This is a genomic window from Arthrobacter sulfonylureivorans (genome assembly GCF_022637435.1).
GTDB lineage: Bacteria > Actinomycetota > Actinomycetes > Actinomycetales > Micrococcaceae > Crystallibacter > Crystallibacter sulfonylureivorans.
Window position 1 is genome coordinate 559,729 of sequence record NZ_CP093326.1, and the last position, 18,148, is coordinate 577,876.

At 66.2% G+C, this 18,148-nt stretch carries 13 protein-coding genes; 6 read left to right on the plus strand and 7 right to left on the minus strand.

Annotated features, from left to right (window positions below):
* Positions 1 to 46 precede the first annotated feature (46 nt).
* Together MNQ99_RS02750 and MNQ99_RS02755 are read right to left on the minus strand one after the other, a co-directional pair.
* Positions 47 to 1,036: a 2-hydroxyacid dehydrogenase gene (locus tag MNQ99_RS02750; RefSeq protein WP_241914352.1), complete on the minus strand. Its 990-nt coding sequence runs from the start codon at positions 1,034 to 1,036 to the stop codon at positions 47 to 49.
* 29 nt (positions 1,037 to 1,065) lie between these two features.
* Positions 1,066 to 2,388: a glucarate dehydratase family protein gene (locus MNQ99_RS02755; RefSeq protein WP_241914353.1), complete on the minus strand. Its 1,323-nt coding sequence runs from the start codon at positions 2,386 to 2,388 to the stop codon at positions 1,066 to 1,068.
* 106 nt (positions 2,389 to 2,494) lie between these two features.
* Between MNQ99_RS02755 and MNQ99_RS02760 the strand changes: the two genes are divergently transcribed.
* Complete coding sequence (locus MNQ99_RS02760) at positions 2,495 to 3,415, plus strand: LysR substrate-binding domain-containing protein (protein WP_241914354.1); 921 nt, start codon at positions 2,495 to 2,497, stop codon at positions 3,413 to 3,415.
* Here MNQ99_RS02760 and MNQ99_RS19130 read toward each other — a convergent pair.
* Both MNQ99_RS19130 and MNQ99_RS02765 read right to left on the minus strand, forming a co-directional pair.
* Positions 3,388 to 3,678, minus strand: coding sequence for a PLD nuclease N-terminal domain-containing protein (locus MNQ99_RS19130; RefSeq protein WP_422387486.1), 291 nt, complete (start codon positions 3,676 to 3,678; stop codon positions 3,388 to 3,390). The two genes, MNQ99_RS02760 and MNQ99_RS19130, sit on opposite strands and share 28 nt — an antisense overlap.
* A 132-nt stretch (positions 3,679 to 3,810) precedes the next feature.
* On the minus strand, positions 3,811 to 4,380 hold the full coding sequence (locus MNQ99_RS02765) for a DUF1697 domain-containing protein (protein WP_241914355.1): 570 nt from the start codon (positions 4,378 to 4,380) through the stop codon (positions 3,811 to 3,813).
* A 675-nt stretch (positions 4,381 to 5,055) separates the two neighbouring features.
* On the opposite strand from MNQ99_RS02765, the gene MNQ99_RS02770 reads away from it, so the two are divergent.
* The 5 genes from MNQ99_RS02770 to MNQ99_RS02790 all read left to right on the plus strand — a co-directional run bounded on the left by MNQ99_RS02770 (position 5,056) and on the right by MNQ99_RS02790 (position 14,493).
* The gene (locus MNQ99_RS02770) at positions 5,056 to 6,831 is read left to right on the plus strand and encodes an Hsp70 family protein (RefSeq protein ID WP_241914356.1); all 1,776 of its coding nucleotides are present in this window, start codon (positions 5,056 to 5,058) and stop codon (positions 6,829 to 6,831) included.
* Between the two features lie 515 nt (positions 6,832 to 7,346).
* The gene (locus tag MNQ99_RS02775; RefSeq protein WP_479683788.1) at positions 7,347 to 9,428 is read left to right on the plus strand and encodes a helix-turn-helix transcriptional regulator; all 2,082 of its coding nucleotides are present in this window, start codon (positions 7,347 to 7,349) and stop codon (positions 9,426 to 9,428) included.
* 210 nt (positions 9,429 to 9,638) lie between these two features.
* Positions 9,639 to 10,946, plus strand: a complete 1,308-nt coding sequence (locus tag MNQ99_RS02780) for an IniB N-terminal domain-containing protein (protein ID WP_241914358.1) — start codon at positions 9,639 to 9,641, stop codon at positions 10,944 to 10,946.
* Between the two features lie 152 nt (positions 10,947 to 11,098).
* Positions 11,099 to 12,928 (plus strand): dynamin family protein, encoded by a 1,830-nt coding sequence (locus MNQ99_RS02785; protein ID WP_241914359.1) that lies wholly within the window; start codon positions 11,099 to 11,101, stop codon positions 12,926 to 12,928.
* Positions 12,925 to 14,493 (plus strand): dynamin family protein, encoded by a 1,569-nt coding sequence (locus tag MNQ99_RS02790; protein WP_241914360.1) that lies wholly within the window; start codon positions 12,925 to 12,927, stop codon positions 14,491 to 14,493. The genes MNQ99_RS02785 and MNQ99_RS02790 overlap by 4 nt, the downstream gene beginning before the upstream one ends.
* Here the strand turns inward: MNQ99_RS02790 and MNQ99_RS02795 are convergent.
* From MNQ99_RS02795 to MNQ99_RS02805, 3 genes are all read right to left on the minus strand, one after another.
* Positions 14,401 to 15,018, minus strand: a complete 618-nt coding sequence (locus tag MNQ99_RS02795) for a hypothetical protein (RefSeq protein ID WP_241914361.1) — start codon at positions 15,016 to 15,018, stop codon at positions 14,401 to 14,403. The genes MNQ99_RS02790 and MNQ99_RS02795 overlap by 93 nt on opposite strands.
* A 62-nt stretch (positions 15,019 to 15,080) precedes the next feature.
* A complete protein-coding gene (locus tag MNQ99_RS02800; RefSeq protein WP_241914362.1) occupies positions 15,081 to 17,054 on the minus strand; it encodes an APC family permease in 1,974 nt (657 codons plus the stop codon).
* 110 nt (positions 17,055 to 17,164) lie between these two features.
* The gene (locus tag MNQ99_RS02805; protein WP_241914363.1) at positions 17,165 to 18,124 is read right to left on the minus strand and encodes a cation diffusion facilitator family transporter; all 960 of its coding nucleotides are present in this window, start codon (positions 18,122 to 18,124) and stop codon (positions 17,165 to 17,167) included.
* Between the last annotated feature and the right edge of the window lie 24 nt (positions 18,125 to 18,148).

Genomic DNA, 18,148 nt, shown 5'->3' on the forward strand with positions numbered 1-18,148 from the left:
GGCGCAGGCAGCCGGCCCGTTTGCAGCGCATCTGGTCAGCTTCCGGTCAGCGCACCTGGTTCCGCACCGGCTGCCCCGCAGCGACCCGGTTGACGTTTCCCGCGATATCGTCGGCCCGCAGTTCGAACGTGGAGCGTGCATGGCCGGAGTAATGCGGCGTCAGCACCACATTTGGCAGTTCGCTGAAGGGAAAGTCCGCCGGCGGCGTGCGTCCGGCTTCCGGCGCACCCCACCAGACGTCGATCGCCGCGCCGCCGATCTGCTTGTCCACCAGCGCCCGATAAAGGGCGGCCTGATCCACCACCGGCCCGCGTGCCACATTGACCAGCACGGCATCCTGCCGCATGGCAGCGAACTCGGCGGGACCGATCAGGCCCTCGGTGGCGTCGTTGAGAGGAACGGTGACCACCACGACGTCGGACTCTGCCAGCAAGCGGGGAAGGTCGCCGACGCCGCCCACCCAGCGGGGCAGGGCACCCATTGACAGCGGGGCCTCCGGCCGGTTCCGCACAGCCACCACATCCATGCCGAGTGCGGCTGCCAGCCGCGCGGTTTCGCGGCCGATGCCACCAAAGCCCACGACCCCCAACGTCATGCTGTCCAGCGTGCGGTGCAGCGGGACGGCGTCGTCGGTGGCAATGGTCCGCCACACGCCGGCGCGCAGTTCGCCGCTGACGGCGGGAAACCGGCGGGTCAGCGCCAGGATGGACATCAGCACATGTTCGGCGATGGGCCTCTCATGATGAAAGGTGTTGGCAACCGCCACGGCCGGCCGCAGCGCGGCCACCGACACCCGGTCCAGGCCGGCGCCGGTCACCTGCACCAGGCGGGCGTTGCAGGCGGCGGCCTCCTTCGCGTCCATCCGCGCGCACACCACGACGTCGGCGCCCGCCAGGGCATGCGATCTCACCTCCGGCGGCGCGTCGGCTAGGAACCGCCACCGGTGCCGGGGCGCGCCGGCTTGGAGGCGTTCGGCGAAGCGGGAAATGATCGGATCGGTGACCACCACGTCAAGCACGGCTGAATCCGCGGGCACTGGGACGCCTGGCGTGGCGGCTTCCTCGGTTACCACCGCGGACTCTTGAGCTCGTAGCCGGGCTGGATCCGCCGCATATAGCCGGTGTCGTCGCGTTCGGTGATGCCGCTGGCCAAGTACTGCCGGTGCAACCGGTCCAGGGCCTCCGGGTCCAGTTCCACCCCAAGTCCGGGCGCAGCGGGGACGGTCACTGCGCCGTTGCGGAACGCCAAGGCACCGGGGAGCACTATGTCCTCGTCCGCGCGCTTCCAAGGCCAGTGGGTATCGCACGCGTAGTCCAGGTTGGGGGTGGCCGAGGCCAGATGGACCATGGCGGCCAGGCTGATGCCCAGATGGGAGTTGGAGTGCATGGACAGGCCCAGGCCGAACGTTTCGGCGATGCCAGCCAGCGTCTGCGACCGGCGCAGCCCGCCCCAGAAGTGGTGGTCGGAGAGCACCACGTCCACGGCCCCGCCAGTCACCGCCGGCGGGAGGTCGTTGAAGCTGACCACGCACATGTTGGTGGCCAGCGGCAGCCGCACACGGCGGCGGACTTCGGCCATGCCCCCGATCCCGGGCGTGGGGTCCTCCAGATACTCAAGGATTCCCTCAAGCCGGCGGCCAATGCGGATGGAGGTTTCAACAGTCCACGCGGCATTGGGATCGATCCGCAGCGGGAGGTCGGGGAACTCCGCCCGCAGGGCTTCAATGGCGGCAGCCTCGGCGTCGGGCTCAAAGACGCCGCCCTTGAGTTTGAGCGCGGTGAAGCCGTAGGCGTCGACCATGCGCCGCGCCTGAGCCACGATTCCCTCGGGATCCAGCGCCGCGCCCCACTCGTCGTCGGCCAGCCCCGGGTGGCCCGCCCACTTGTAGAACAGGTAACCGCTGAACGGTACAGCGTCGCGGACCGCGCCCCCCAGCAGGGCGCTGACCGGCAAGCCGAGCAGCTTGCCCTGAATATCGAGGGCCGCCACATCGAACGGCGAGAGCACGCGGTCCGCGGTCGAGGACCCGGTGACCATACCGCTCATCCCATGGCCGCCCTGAGTGCTGTCGGCGGCCAACGCCCGGGCAACGCGGGCGCGCAGGTCATTGATGTTAAACGGGTCGGCACCCGTGACAGCATTGGCGGCCATCCGGAGACGCGCCAGATGGGCGGCATCCCCGTAGGTCTCGCCCAGCCCGGTGACGCCCGCATCCGTGTGGAGTTGCACGATGGCCCGGAGCGCATATGGTTCGTGGACGCCCACGGTATTCAGCAGCGGCGGATCGGCGAAGGCTACTGGCGTGATGGTGACCCCAGTGATGGAGGCCTGGCCGAGCGGTGAGGCGCTGTTGTCGCGGCGGCCCTGGGTTTCGAAGACGGTGGACATCGCAGTCCTTTCTGGCGGAGGGGAGAGTGACTCCCTTCACGCTAAACGCCGTGATCCATGCCTGTCCAAGCTAAGATATGCACGAAACCATGCAAGGAGTGTATTGATGTTTTCGCTGATCCAGCTGGAGTCTTTCGTGGCCGTAGCGGAGGAGCTTCACTTCGGTGCGGCCGCGGCGCGTCTCAACATGACGCAGCCACCGCTGAGCCGCCAGATCCAGCTGCTGGAACGTGACCTCGATGCCCAATTGTTCGAGCGCAGCAGCCGGAAGGTCGAGCTGACGGCAGCGGGCAAGGTGCTGCTGCCCAGCGCGCGCCGGATCTTGGACCTGTGCACGAAGACGTCGCTGGATGTGCGCCGCGTAGCCACCGGCGATGCCGGTTCAATTGTTATCGGTTACACGGCGATAGCCGGCCAGGCGGCTTTGCCGGGCATCCTCCGCAAGGCCGGGGAACAGATCGCAGGGGTGTCCCTGGTCCTGCGTGAAGCGGTCTCGGTCGACCAGCTGGAAGCGCTCTCCCGAGGGGCAATCGACATCGGTTTGCTGCGGCCTATCGTTGCCCGCCCGGGAGTGGTCACGCGGCCGTTCATGGAGGACCGGCTGGTGGTGGCCTTGCCTGAGGGGCACGATCTGGCGACCGGAAACGGGGTTTTCCTCAAACAGCTGGACGGGCTGCCACTGATGATGTATTCAACTGCCGAAGCCCGCTACTTCCACGATCTGGTCATGCGGCTCTATGAAAGCGCTGGAGTGCAAGCGAACATCACCCAGTTCGCCAGCCAGGCACCGGCGTTGTTGGCATTCGTGGCCGCCGGCCTGGGGGTGACCTTGGTGCCGGGCTCATCCATGGACTTTGCACCACCCGGCGTCAGCTTCGAAGAGTTGCGGGGGCCTTCCGGGCTCGCCGACCTCAATCGGGCGGACCTGCACGTTGCTTGGAGCGAAGCCACCGCGAACCCGGCAGTGATTCGCTTGCTCGAGCTGATCCTGGACGACCCTCAGGGTGCAGTGGGGCCGGTGGCCTGATTTACGGGAGCGATGTCGGGTCGGGGCAAATTGGCGGCCGCCCAGCGCGACGCGGTCAGGAACCAGACCAACGGGCCGAGGAGTGGCAGTGCCAGCACCACCAGGGACCAGCCCGACTTAGCTGTGCGCTGCCGGTTGCTGCGCCAAACGCTGACCAGCGCTCCGGCTGCCAAGAGAAGGGCAAACGGGCCGGCACAGACAAGCGCTGATATCCACGTGACTGAGTCGAACAGCAAAGGCCCCCCTCCCTGAATAGCCCTCAAGCCGGCCGCGCCGGCTCATGGACTGCCTGTTACGAGTCTAGAAGCGCCACCTTGCGGCGGGCTATCCTCCGAGAGGATGAATTTCGGTGCTGGTCCTCTCCACCCGGGGTAGCACGTGCCGCCGGAGACCCGTTAGTTCTGCGGCGGAAACTTGGCCAGCACCTTGTGCATCGTGTTGAGGTTCCTGGTGGTGGTCAGCGGCTTGTACTTCGCCTTGGCTAGATGCTTGGAAAGTTTCGACTCCAACGTGCTGCCTTTGGGCACCTCCCAGTACAAGATGTCCCCGCCAGCAGCCGCACGCTCTTCGGGTGAAAGCTCGGGGCAGTCCGCAAGCAACTGTTTCACTACGTCCTGGCCGGTGGTCATCACCGCGTAGGCATGCCGGGGGACTCCGTCGTCGGCCGGCGTAAAAGGGTAGCCGTCGATGATGGCCGCCACTTGTTCCCTGCTCTTGACGATCACCCAGGCGTCGTAGCCGAAGGCTGCGCGCAAGGTGTCTTGGACGCTTTCCTTGACGGCTGCCGGAGCATCCGTCTCGGTGCGGAGTACTACGTTGCCCGACGCCAGGACCGTCTGCACCTCCGCGAAGCCGGATTCGGCGAGGACCTGACTCAAATCCTTCATGGCAATCCGAATTCCGCCGACATTGATGCCGCGCAGGAAGATCGCAAAGGTGTGCGCAGGCCGGGTTATGACAGACATATTTTCATTCTCCCCTGAGCGTCGCGGACGGGTCGGTTTTTCGTTGTATGCGGCAGGTGTAATCGGTTGACCGGATGGCCGGGTGAACAGTTGACGGCCTGCAGATGCAAAGAACGGCATATGTATCAAAGGAGCGTTGTACTGTCCGGGAAGTTAGTGCTGTAGGCGGTAACCATTAACCACATTCCGAGTGAACCATTAACCAATTTCGGAACGACCGGATCAGTCACTCCGGGCCGAAATCTTCCCTTGTCTTAGCTCTGAAGCACTCCTACGCTAATCAATGTTGGAACGGCATCGCGAAGGGTGCCGGATTCACTTTTGGGGCACGCGGTTGCGGGTGTCATTCGCAGTGACTGCACATGGACGCGGGCGGGCCGCGGGGGAAGCAGAGCGGGGCTCTGGAAACAGTCTGAAGAGCGGTGGGGGGACGTTCCTCGCTGGACGTCCAATGGGGGATTCATGGCCTATGTACTGAGTGTCGATGTCGGCACAAGTTTCACGGCAGCAGCGACTGTCCGATACGGGGAAGGGGATCTTGACGCTCAGCAGCCGCAGGCTGTTGTTTTGGGTTCGCGTGCGGCAGCGGTGCCATCAGTCATCTATCTAGGTGATAACGGTACCGTCCTGGTCGGTGAGGCCGCCGAGAGGCGCGGAACAAGTTCCTCTGAGCGCGTGGTTCGCGAATTCAAGCGGCGGATCGGCGATTCCGTGCCGATCATGGTGGGGGACCTGTTCGTTACCCCCGAGAGCATCTTCGCCACGGTAGTCCGGTGGGTTGTCGACCGGACGCAGGAACGCGAAGGCGAAGCCCCGGAGAGCGTGGTGGTCTCCCACCCGGCTAGCTGGGGCGACTACAAGGCGGGACTGATCCGGGACGCCCTGGCCGCCGTCGGACTGGCTGACGTGGTGCTGCTGAGCGAGCCTGAAGCTGCCGCCTTGCACTACGCCTCGCAGACACGGGTGCCGGCCGGAAGCCTGATCGCGGTCTATGACTTCGGCGGCGGCACCTTTGATGCTGCCGTTTTGCGCAAGGACGACACATCCTCATTCACCTTGCTGGGCAGGCCCGAAGGGCTCGAGCGGGTGGGTGGAGCGGACGTCGACGATCTTGTCTTTTCCCACGTGGCTGCAAACCTGGACGGCGGGCTGAGCGGTATAGACCCCAGCGCGCCGCAGACGCGGCTGGCCCTGGAGCGAATCAGGCGCGAGTGCGTCGAAGCCAAGGAAGCCCTCTCTGCGGACTCCGAGGCGACGATCCCCGTTTTGCTGCCGCACGTGCAGACTGGAATCCGCCTGGTGCGGACCGAATTCGAAGGCCTGGTCGAGTCTCTGGTGCGCGATACGGTAGGTTCCCTGGCCAGGGCACTTGAGGCGGCGGAGGTTGCCGCCGCCGACCTGACCGCGGTCCTGCTGACTGGCGGCTCGTCCCGGATCCCGTTGGTCGCCCAAATGCTATCCGCCGAGTTGGGGCGTCCCATCGCCATAGACGCGGATCCGAAGGCTTCGATCAGCTTGGGCGCCGCCTACTACGTGGCCCGGAACCGTCTGGCCTTGGCCCGCGAGCACGCCCTGGCCCACGAGCACAGTGCGGAAGCGGGAGCAGCCAGCACGAATATGGCGGACGAACGGAAGGTTCCGTCCTTCGGTCTTCCTGCTGACGTAGCGTCGGCTAACGACGGCGTGGGTGCCGCCCGGAAACCCGCCTTCACCATGCGCGCCGCCGCTGTGACAGTGGCGGTGGCCGCCCTGACCGCGTTGACCGCAACGGCCGCTCAAAGTCCCCAAGATTTCGGTCTGTTCGGCTCATTGCCGGGCATCGCGCAAGGCAGCGCCGCAGAACGGAACAGCTATATGCCCGGAAGTGCTCCCCAGCAAAGCGAAGGCGCCGGTCCGGCAAATTCCGTGCTGGCCGCCGAGACACCCCCGCCCGGTATGAGTCCTGTTGTTTCGTGGGATACCCCGGACGCAAAGGCGGCCGACAAGTCCGGCCAGAGCGCCGAGGACACGCCCAAGTCCGGCACCACCGGGAACACCCCGCAGGATAAGGCGGCGCGAACATCAACGACGGCGCCGAACGGCACACCGGGGACTGTTCCGGGCGGCACGCCCACCACAGGTACCGGCAGCACACCCTTTGGCACCCCCGACACGGCACCCGATTCCGGCAGCAACAGCGGCACCGGTTCTCCTGCTCCGGCACAGCCTGGAACGCCGGTGCCGACCCAACCAACACAGCCGAGTCCCGCGGCGGCCCCGATTGTTACTCCTGATCCGACAACCGAACCAGAACCCCTGCCGGCGGAGACAACCTCTGCGCCGGAGCCGACGCCGTCAGAGACAGCCGCCGTCGAAGCTCCGCCAGCCGACGCCCCGACATCACCGGCTTCGACCGGCACCGAACAACCGCTTGCTCCGGCCGCCGAGTCGACTCCCTCGGTGCCGGCATGACGGCTGCGAGAACCGTCCACGTGGCCGCTGGGCGACGGCTGGTAAACCGGAAGGCGGCGCAATTGTTGACCGAGGCCTCGACAGATCCTCGGTCGCAATTGCTGGCCAGCGTGTCGGGACCGGGCGGCTCAGGCAAGAGCACCCTGCTGGAGAACCTGGCGGTTGTCTACAGCGAGGCAGGAATCCCCGTCCGTACGGGAAGGCAAGTCCTGCAGCAAGGCGCAGTGGACGAGGGCACCACCGTGCTGATCGACGACGCACACCAGTGGGACGACCCTGAACTGGAGCGCATCCACCGGCTGGTCGACGGGCAGCCGGTCAACGTCGTCGTCGCGTATCGCATGTGGCCCCAGCTGCCGGCTTTGAACCGGCTGACGACAACCCTTGAGACCCACCGCCGGCCGGTCCTGCTGGGACCGTGGAACCGGGACGAGGTCGCCGCCCACACCGCAACTACCCATGGGGAACCGCTTCCCGGTTCCGTCGTTGATCGGATCTTCGAGCTCACGGGCGGCATGCCGTGGTTGGTCCAGCATGCTTTGGAAGCGATGAGCAGCAGGGGCCGCACGCTGCCGCAAGATCCGCTGGAGTTCGGCGGACTAGTCGATCAGGTGGGCTATGAACTGGAACGGTTGGCGCCGGACCTTCGCGAATTGCTGCTGGCACTGGCGGTCGGTTTCGATCCAGCCGGGCCTATGCCGGCCGAGGTGGAGGACACGCTGGGCGGCATCGACCCGCTGATGTCTCAGGCGGCGGCGGCGGGATTGATCCTGCCGGAGGGCAGCCTTCCCCCGCTGATGCGCAGCGTCCTTCTTCAGACCACCCCGCTGCATCACGTGCGGACGGCCCAGCATGCCTTGGCCGGCCTCCTGTCCACCGGAGAGACCCCGGATCCCACTGACGTGGCCCGTGGTCTGGCCCAGAGCGGACTCCAGGATCCGCGGGTGGCCAGCACTCTCCAATCGGCCGGTGATAGTGCTCTGGCAACGGAGCCGCACTTGGCTGCAACACTCTACGAGGAAGCGACCGCTGCCGGTGCGCCGGGAGTATCGACTGCGGCGCGCCGCGCCCAAGCAGCCTTGGCCACCGGAGACCTTGAAGGCGCCGGTCGGCTTGTGGACCCTCTCCTGTCGCAACCCGAGGCACCAGACAAGCAACGGGGCGCGGATGTGGCAGCGTCGTTGTGGGCCCAGCGGGGCATGCTGGCGCGGAGTGCCCAGGTCTACCGCTGGGTTGGCGCCCCTGCCGCGGATGCCTCCAAGGCTCTCGCCGCCGTCGTGATGATCGGTACCGGTGATCGCGACGCCGCCCGCAGCCTGCTCGCCGCCGACCGGCTGGAAGAATCACCAACGCTGACGAACGTGGCCGTTTCACTCATGGGACAAGGTGTCGCGGAGTCCGTTGGTGAACACACCGAGCGCGCACTTCCAGCCCTGGTCCGTGCTTCCGACATGCTGACTGCCTCCGGCGCCGCGATCCCGCTGCCGGACAGCCCGGCGGCACTTGCCGCACTGGTGGCACTGCACAGCGGGGAGCTTTCGGTGGCCGAATCGGTGCTCGACGATGCGCTGCGCGGAGGCCAGGGCGGGCCGGCAGGACGGCTCCGGTTGCTGCTCCTGCGCGCGTGGGTTGCCATGCTGCAGGATCATCCGGATAACGCCGGGGCTGCGATAGCGGAGGCGACCGCCGGCGGAACCTGTCCTGCTCCGCGCGACGAATTGTTGCTGGACGCTCTGCATGTGGGCCTGGCCCGCCGGACCGATGACATGGCTGGCTTGGTGCGTGCCTGGGAACGGGCTCGGGGACGGCTGCTGCACGTCGCCGTCGACCTCTATAACCTGTTGCCGCTGGGCGAACTGGCGGTGGCCGCCGCCCGCCTGCGCGATTCCGAACGGCTTCGGCCGCATTTGGCAGACGCGTGGGCGTTGTTGGACAAGCTGGACCAACCTGCATTGTGGTCCACGCCGCTACGCTGGTACGCCGTTCAGGCGGCCATCCTGGCGGAGAAGCCCACCGAGTTGGCACCTCAGGCCTCGGCGCTGGTGCGCGCATCGGGAAAGCATCACTTGGCCGCCGTGCTTGCGTCAGCCGGCCGGTCCTGGGTATCCGTCCTCGCGGGCAGGATCGAACCGCGGGCCGTCGAGGAATCTGCCCGTGCGCTCGCAGCCGTCGGCCTGACCTGGGACGGGGCCCGGCTGGCCGGTCATGCGGCAGCGCACGCCGAAGAGCGCAAGGACATGAGCCGTCTCTTGGCCTGCGCCCGGGACTTGCACCCAGGGACGCGAGGCGCGACCACAACGGAGCCCAACCATCCAGCCCAGTCCACCGCCGCCGAGCACGAGCCGCGGATGACCGTGACCACCGGAAAAGCATCTGCTCCGGAGGGCCCAGCCTTGAGCGAGCGGGAGCGCGAAGTGGCCCGGCTGGTTCTGGAGGGCAAGACCTACCGGGAGATCGGCGCCGCGATCTTCATTTCGCCGCGGACCGCCGAACATCACATCGCACGGATCCGCCGGCGGTTAGGGGCTTCCAACCGCTCCGAGCTGTTGACCCAGCTGCGGCTTGCGCTGGGCGAAGACGGCTCCCAAGGCCCGTAGTTCCGCGTCGTAGCGGGATCTGGACCCGCCCTACCTAGCCCCCGGAAGCCGCAATCCCCCTCAGGGGGCCGGGGAGCGGGGGAGGAAGCCCCGATGCCGGCAGCAGCACCCCGACCGTAGCTTTGAATCAAGCCAAGCAACCTAGCTCGGCGGGCCACCATCCATAGTTTTGGCCACATCCAGTAGGACCTAGATTGGGGAATCAACATAATGCCTACGCTTGCTAGCTCACTTCTCGAATTCATCATGAACCTGCTCCGGGATCCGCGCGCTGCCGACGAATTCAACGAAAACCCGGACGCAGCCTTGGCCAGCGCCGGCCTGTCCAACGTGTGCTCGGATGATGTGGACGCGATCATGCCTGTCATCCTGGACTACGCCCCGGTTGGTTCCGGGTCGTCCTTCGACCGCGAGTACAACACCGGTGGCAACCATGGTGGCAACTCCGGCGATTGGTCCAGCGACAACAGCGGCTGGGGCCACGGACGCGACGAGGACGACGATGACGACCATGGGCATGGACGTGGCCGGGACGACGATGATGACCGCGGCGGCCGGGGCCGGGACGACGACGATGATGACCGCGGCCACGGGCGTGGCCGGGACGACGACGATGACCGCGGCGGCCGGGGCAGGGACGATGACGACCGCGACGGCGGCGGCCGGGGCCGGGACGGCGATGACGACCATGACCACGCGGTGCAGCAGTTGACGCACATCGTCAACAACTACTCCTACACCTCTGTCGTGGACGATCGGGACACCATCACCGACCAGTCCGTGAACCAGAACATCTGGGCCGACGGCGACGTCACTCAGTGGTTCGACAACGACGCCGTGGTGGCGTCGGGCGACCACTCGACCGCGGCCGGCGACGATGTGGATAATTCCACCGGCGACGAAAACAACCACTCGATCAACCTGACGACGGGCGACCTCGGCGGCGGCATCGCGATCGGCAATACGGACAATTCCGTCGATAACTCCATCAACGACTCCTATAACGAGGACCACTCCACCGAGGACTCGTATAACACGGACCTCGATCTGGACGTCGACGTAGAAGATTCGTTCAACGACAACTCCACCGACGTTGATCTGGAGAACGTGGGGAACGACAATTCCGACAACTCCACGGATGTGGACGTCGATCTGGACAACGTCGGCAACGACTACTCCGACAATTCCACGAACGACTCCAACAATGACAACTCCACCGAAGTGGATGTTGACGCTGATCTGGAGAACGTTGGAAACGACTACTCCAACGATGTGGACGTCGATCTGGAGAACGTTGGCAACGGCAATGCCATCGGCAACGAGGACAACGATCTCATCGTCCAGGACAATGTGGTCGCGGTCGGCAACGAAGACAACTCCACCACCATCGGAGACATCGACGCCGAGTTCACCGGGATTGACGAGTCGGTCAACGACTCAGTCATCATCGCGGACAACGACAACAACGATCTGCTGACCGATAACGACGTGGTCGATGCAGATGTTGTGGTCGAATAACCGATCTGACAACTGAATCACGATAAATCAGCTGCCGTGCAGGAGGCCGGGGGACCTCCTGCACGACGGATCAACTGTCCAGCAGGAGGCCGGGGGACCTCCTGCTGGACAGCGTCACGGTCCGGCTAGGGCCGGAAAATGGGAGGGATACGGTGGCCGAGCTCGTCAAGCTGGTGGAACAGGGCCTGGAACTGGCCAAGAGGGGCGAACGCGCAGACTTGCAGCGGCGCCTTGAACAAACCCGCAAGCGTCTGAAGGACCCGACCACCAGAGTGATCGTCGTCGGCGAATTCAAGCAGGGCAAGAGCCAGTTGATCAACGCGCTGGTGCATGCGCCCGTTTGTCCTATCGACGACGACGTCGCCACCTCCGTGCCTACCGTGGTGAAGCAGGGGGATCCCGCCTCGGCCGTGATCCTGGTGCCGACGGACGGCAGCGAATCCGCGGACGGGGAAGCGGAACTGGAACGTCATCCGATCGCTCTCGAGGAGCTCGCCCAGCACGTTTCGGAACGGGGCAACCCGGGCAATGAGCGCCGATTGGCAGCCGCGGAAGTCATGCTGCCGCGCAAGGTCTTGGACGGCGGGCTGGCCCTGGTGGACTCCCCGGGCGTCGGCGGACTGGACTCGGCGCACTCCCTGACCACGCTGACCGCACTGCCGACGGCGGACGCCATGCTGCTGGTCTCCGATGCATCGCAGGAGTTCACCGAACCGGAACTCCGGTTTCTCCGGCAGGCCCAGCGGATCTGCCCGAATGTGGCCGGTGTCCTGTCCAAGACCGACCTGTATCCGCGGTGGCGGAAGGTGGCGGATCTGGACCGGGGCCATCTGCAGCAGATCGGGGCGGACATGCCGCTGATCCCGATCTCCTCGGAACTGCGCCTGCAGGCCGCCGCCCTGCGCGACAGTGAACTGAATGCCGAATCAGGCTTTCCGGAGCTGGTGGCATACCTGCGCAACAACATCCTGGCCCAGAGCGAGCGGCTCCAGCGGCGGTCGGTGGCGCAGGATCTGGTCTCGGCGACCGATCATTTGCGGCTCTCGCTGAGGTCCGAACTGAGCGCGCTGGAAAATCCGGACGGCACGCCGGAAATGCTCGCCGAACTGGAAGCGGCCAAGGAACGCGCAGATGAGCTCCGCCGTCGTTCTTCCCGCTGGCAGGTCACGCTCAACGACGGCATGAGCGATCTCATCTCAGACATGGAACATGACCTACGTGACCGGCTGCGCAGCATTATGCGGGATGCGGAGCAGTCCATCGATGCAGGCGATCCCGGGCCGCAGTGGGAGCAGTTCGCGCACTGGCTGGAGCAGCGGGTCGCTTCGGCCGTATCGGACACCTTTGTATGGACGAACGAACGGTCGCTGTGGCTGGCGGAAAACGTCGCCGAGCACTTCAACCGGGACGAGGTGACACTGCCGCTGCTGCAAGTGGACTCTACGGAGAACGTGCTGGATCCGGTGGAGGGGATCCCGGGCCTGGATCCAGGCCGGATGGGGCCGGTCCAGAAAATCCTGATCGGCATGCGCGGCTCGTACGGCGGAGTGCTGATGTTCGGCCTGTTGACCGGAATTATGGGCTTCGCATTGATTAACCCGATCTCGGTCGGCGCCGGCCTGCTGCTCGGCGGCAAGGCGTACCGGGAAGACAAGGAAGCCCGGCTCAAGCGGCGCCAGCAGGAAGCCAAGGCGTTGGTCCGGAAACAGGTTGACGAGGTGGTGTTCCAAGTGGGCAAGCAGCTCAAGGACCGGCTCCGGATGGTCCAGCGGGCCACCCGCGACCATTTCACCGCGCTGGCCGAAGAGCACCACCGCTCGCTGGCCGATTCGGTGCTGGCCGCACAGAAGGCAGCGAGCCATTTCAACCAGGAACGCGACGTGCGGATTCGGGAGATCAAGGCGTCGCTCGCCCTGGTGGAATCGCTGCGGAAACAGGCTGTGGCGCTGGATCCGGCGCCACAGCTGGCGGCACAGGCATGAACGGAGGGGGAGCGGACCTGGAAGCGGCCCGCGGGCTGGTCCGGGAGGCGATCGAGGCTTACCGTGATGACCCGGCCGTGCAGCAGGTGCTTCAGGCCTATGCGCGCCGGCTCGACGAGCCCCTGCGGGTGGCCATTGCCGGCATGGTGAAGGCTGGCAAATCGACGCTGCTCAACGCCATCATTGGTGAGGAGATCGCGCCGACCGACACGGGGGAGTGCACCAGGGTGGTCACCTGGTATCGCTACAGCGACACTCCGCGGATCACCCTGTACCCGCGGGTTGGACCGCCACGGAATGTGCCGATCAGGCGAACGGGCGGCCGGCTGGTCTTCGAGCTCGGCGGGATGGAGGCCGCCGACGTCGCACGGCTGGTGGTGGACTGGCCGTCCAAGACCTTACGGGACATCACGCTCATCGACACACCTGGCATCGCCTCGCTCTCCAGGGACGTGTCCGCCCGCTCCACCGAGTTCCTGGCGCCCACCGACGCGCCCTCGGAAGCGGACGCCATCATCTACCTGCTGCGGCACCTCCACGCCTCCGACCTCGGCTTTTTGGAGTCGTTCCGGGACACCGCGGCCGGGCAGAGCGGTACGGTGAACGCGCTGGCGGTGTTGTCCCGCGCGGACGAGGTCGGTGCGGGCCGGATCGATGCCCTGCTCTCCGCCCAGGAGATTGCCGCGCGCTACCGGCGCGATGGCGCCTTGCGCTCGCTGGCGCTGGGGGTGGTCCCGATTGCGGGCCTGCTGGCGCAGACGGCCCGCAGCCTGCGGCAGGCGGAGTTCTCCATCCTCACCGAACTCGCGTCCCTGGACAGACGGGAGCGGGAGCGCCTCCTGCTGTCCGCGGACCGGTTCGTCCGCCCCGGGGGGCCGCTGACGGCGAGGCCGGAGGCGCGCGCGGACCTGCTGGACCGGTTCGGGGTCTTCGGGCTCAGGCTGGCAGCGGCGCTGCTCCGCGGAGGCATCTCGGATCCGACCGTGCTGGCCCACGAACTGGCCCGCCGAAGTGGGCTGGACGAACTGCTGGCCGTGATGGCCGGGCAGTTCCGGGCCCGTGCCGGACAGCTGAAAGCCCGCACCGCCCTGGTCGGCATCGAAAAGCTGCTGAAGGACCATCCGCGCTCGGGCACGGACGCGGTCGCGGCAACCCTTGAACGGCTGCTCGCCGGCGCCCATGGCTTCCGCGAACTGCGGCTGCTGGCCGTAGCGCGCACCACGGGGCTGCCACTGGAGCCGCAGTTGGCCGCCGAAGCCGAACGCATGATCGGCGGCGACGGTGTTGCTGCCCATGAACGGCTGGGGCTGCCCCGGGACACGCCCGACGACGAGCTGCAGGAACACGCCCTGGCGCGCCTGCGGCGTTGGCACGCGGTGGCGGCTGATCCGCTGCGCGGCCGGGCCGTCGCCGAAACCTGCCAAACGGTTGTGCGCAGCTGCGAGGAGCTGCTGGCCGGCATGCAGGCCGCCTCAGGTGGCCGGGTGGCCGCGCGTCTGGTTCTCGGCTCGGAACCATTGGCCGGCCCCGTTCAGGACGCTGGCGACTACCGCCGCGCCGGCTAGGGCCAGCTGCAACACCAGCAGGACCCTGATGCCCAGCTCTTGATCGCCGGGGGCCGCCAGGAAGGCATCGGCCAGAAGCGTCACCACTCCATGGACCAGCAACATGGCCAGCAGCACAAAGCGCACTTTCCCGTGCCGGCGTAGCAGGACAACCAGCAGCACTGCTTCGACCAGGATGACCAGCGCCAGCATGCCCAAGGTCCCCCAAAAGACCACCACCGCGAGGGCCTCCACGGTCTCCTGGTCGTCGCCCCGTTCCAGACCGTTGATCAGGCCCCGCACGTGTTCCAGGATCGCGTCCTGGGCGAAGAACGCGAAGATCCCCGCGATCAGCCCGGAAGCGAAACTCAGGATCCACAGGAAACGGACCCTCTTCACTGCAGGCGGCGGCGTCAGGATCTCTTTGATCGGTGCCGGTGTGTGGTCGGACAGTGGCGGACGCGGCGGCGCAGGACGTGCCGGTTCGCCGGACAAATCGCCGGTTCCCTGAACTCCAGGCGCCCCCATTCCTGGTGCATGAGACATGCCAGTAATCTAACCGCCGCCCCGTCGGACCGCAACGGTGCCACCTATGCCTCCCGGGTCTATCAGCCGACATGGATTCCGGGGCGGCGGGCCGGATCGGGCTCGTTTTGGCGGATAATTTCGCGGACCACCGGCGCGGTGTCCCCCTGCCCCAGGAGCAGATAGCGGAAGAGATGGCCCAGCGGGTTGCCCTCGGACCATTCGAAATAGGCATGCGGCCGGACGCCGGTCGCGTCCCGGACCGCCAGGAGAATGGACGCGATCGCGTTTGGTACAGCGGGACTGTCCGCCCGCAGCACACGGTACCCATCGACGTCGACGCCGCGGACGCGCAGCACCTTGGTGAAGGCAGACGGGTCAACAATGTCGATCTCGAGGAACAAGACGTCCGCTGTTCCCGGGACGGCATTCATATACCGTTGGGACGCCTCTTTGGCGCTGTAGTCGGCCTGGCTGCCGGGCCGGCGTTTGGCAATGAAGTCCAGCGCGCCGTCGTAGTCCAGTGAATCGCTGATGAATCGCCGGGCAGCCTGGTCGAACTCGATTCGTTCGGTGCGCAGTTCAGTGGTCCGGGCAACCCGGGAGACCAGCGAGACCGTGACCATGCCGAGGACGAAGAGCCCGCAGATGGCGATGCCGTCCGGCTTTTCCACAATGTTGGCCAGCAGCGCGTACAGCAGGACCAAGCTCAGCGCGGCATAGCCGGCGGCGGCGCGGCGCTTCTTCCGGCGGGCCACGGTGAACGTCACCGCGATGGCCGCTGAGACCATCATGGCCAGGATCCCGGTGGCGTAGGCCCCGGCTTGGGCATTGACGTCGGCTCGGAAACCCAGGGTGATCAGGATGCTGACGCCGGTGTAGACCAGGACCACCGGCCGGATGGCCCGGGTCCATTCGGGTGCCATGCCAAATCGGGGCAGGTATCGCGGGACAATGTTGATCAGCCCCGCCATAGCCGAGGCTCCGGCGAACCACAGGATCAGGATGGTTGCCGCGTCATAGAACGTCCCGATTCCTTCGCCAAACATCCCGTGCGCCAGGTAGGAGAGCGCCCTGCCGTCAGCGGGGCCGCCGGGAGCGTAGGCAGCGGGCGGAATCAGGACCGCCGTGACGAAACTGCTGCCCAGCAGGAAACCGCTCATCACCGCCGCCGCACAGGTGAGCAGCTTCCTGCTGTTGTGGATGCGCGAGGCCAGACGCTGGGCCCGGGTATCTCCGGTGGAGGCGACCAGCGGCATCATGCTCACGCCCGTTTCGAATCCGGACAGCCCCAGGACCAGCAGGGGAAAGGCCAGCAGCAGGGTCAAGGCCAGGCTGCCAGGAGCCGAGCCTGCCGACGTCACCGCTTGGGTCCAATCGGAGAGCAGACCAGGTTCCTGGACGATCGTCGCCAGTCCCGCCGCGATCACGATGGCGTTCATGACCAGGAATACGGAGACCAGCGGTACGGCAAGGGCCACCGCCTCGCTGAAGCCCGTGAGGAAGATTCCACCGAGGACCAGCAGCAGGATGATGGTAACGGGAACGGCGCCGCCCTGCAGGAAATCGGGGACATACGGATTTTCGAGCACATGCACGGTTGCATCGGCGGCGGAAAGCGTGATGGTGATGATCCATGAGGTAGCGATGAAGCCAAGCAGGACAAGGATGATCACCTTGCCCTTCCAGAACGGCAGCAGCCGGTCAAGCATGGCCACCGAACCCTGTCCATACGGGCTCTCAACGGCCACCCGCCGGTAGAGCGGGAGCATGCCCAGCAAGGTAAGCCCCACGATCAGCAGAGTGGCCAGCGGCGATAACGGTCCAACAGCGATCAAGGCGATTCCGGGAAGGTAGGAGAGGGTCGAAAAATAGTCAACGCCGGTCAGGCAGACGACCTTCCACCAGGGGTAGGACGCGGTTCCCGGAGCGCTTTCCCGGCCCACCGGCGGGACCTTCTCCTTCACCAGCCAGCGGCTCAGCGGGTGGCGGAGCGGCGGCGGGGGAGCCGGTCTCGGCACCACGGCCGGGACCGTGTGTTCAAGCGACCAACGCACCGGATTCTCCAGTTGCCCCGGCCGGCGGACCCCGGTTTGAGGCCCTGTCGCGGGGCGTTCCCACAGTATAGATCCGTCATGGGCAGGGCACGAGCGGTTGCCGGGTCGCCTCAATCTCCCAGCAGGGGCTCTTCCCCCGGTGTCGCCAAAGTCAGGACGGCTTCTTCGATCAGGTCGTGCTCCTCGAGGGCGCGTTCCACCCGGCGCAGCGCCACCGCCACATCGTGTTCGGGCAGGTCGCCGGCCATGTCTACCGCTGCCACCAGGTACAGCCGGGAGGGTCCGACGAATTCCATGTGCAGGTAGGTCACCCGGTCCACGTCCGGGTTCTGCAACAGCAGATTAACGACGGCGGTGCGCGCCTCGCCGGTCGCGGGTTCACCGACCAGGAACTTGCGGTTCCGGTCGATCAGCACCACCGCGATGGTGCCGAGCAGCAGGCCCACCAGGATGGAACCGATGGCGTCCGGGACCGGGGATCCGGTGATTTGATGCAGGGCGACGCCCGAAGCCGCAATGGCTATGCCGATGAGGGCCGCAAAGTCTTCGGCGAACACCGCCCGCAAGGTGGGGTTTGAACTGATGACGACGTACTCCAGCGTGTGGCGCCGGTAGCGTCTGGCGCCCTTCCGGGCCTGGCGCAGCGCCTGCGCAAAGGAAACCCCTTCCAGCACAAACGCCAGCGCCAACACCACATAGGCCACGATGAAGTCGCTGGCCGGCTCGGGGTTGGCCAGGACCTGGATGCCGTGCCACACCGAGACGACCGCACCCGCGGTGAACAAGCCGAAGGCGGCGAACATCGACCAGACATAGGCTTCGCGTCCGTAGCCGAGCGGGTGGCGTGCATCCCGCGGCTTGTTAGACCGGCGTTCGGCAATCAGTAAGAAGACTTGGTTCCCGGTATCCGCCCACGAGTGCGCTGCCTCCGCCGTCATCGACGCAGACCCGGTCAGGACGGCGGCGACAGACTTAGCCACCGCCACCAGTGCATTGGCGCAAAAGGCGATGATGACGGTCAGGACGCCCGACTTCTCCTCCGCCTCGCGGGCGGGCACCGTAGCCTTCATGGCTGGATCACCTTCTCCGGCGCG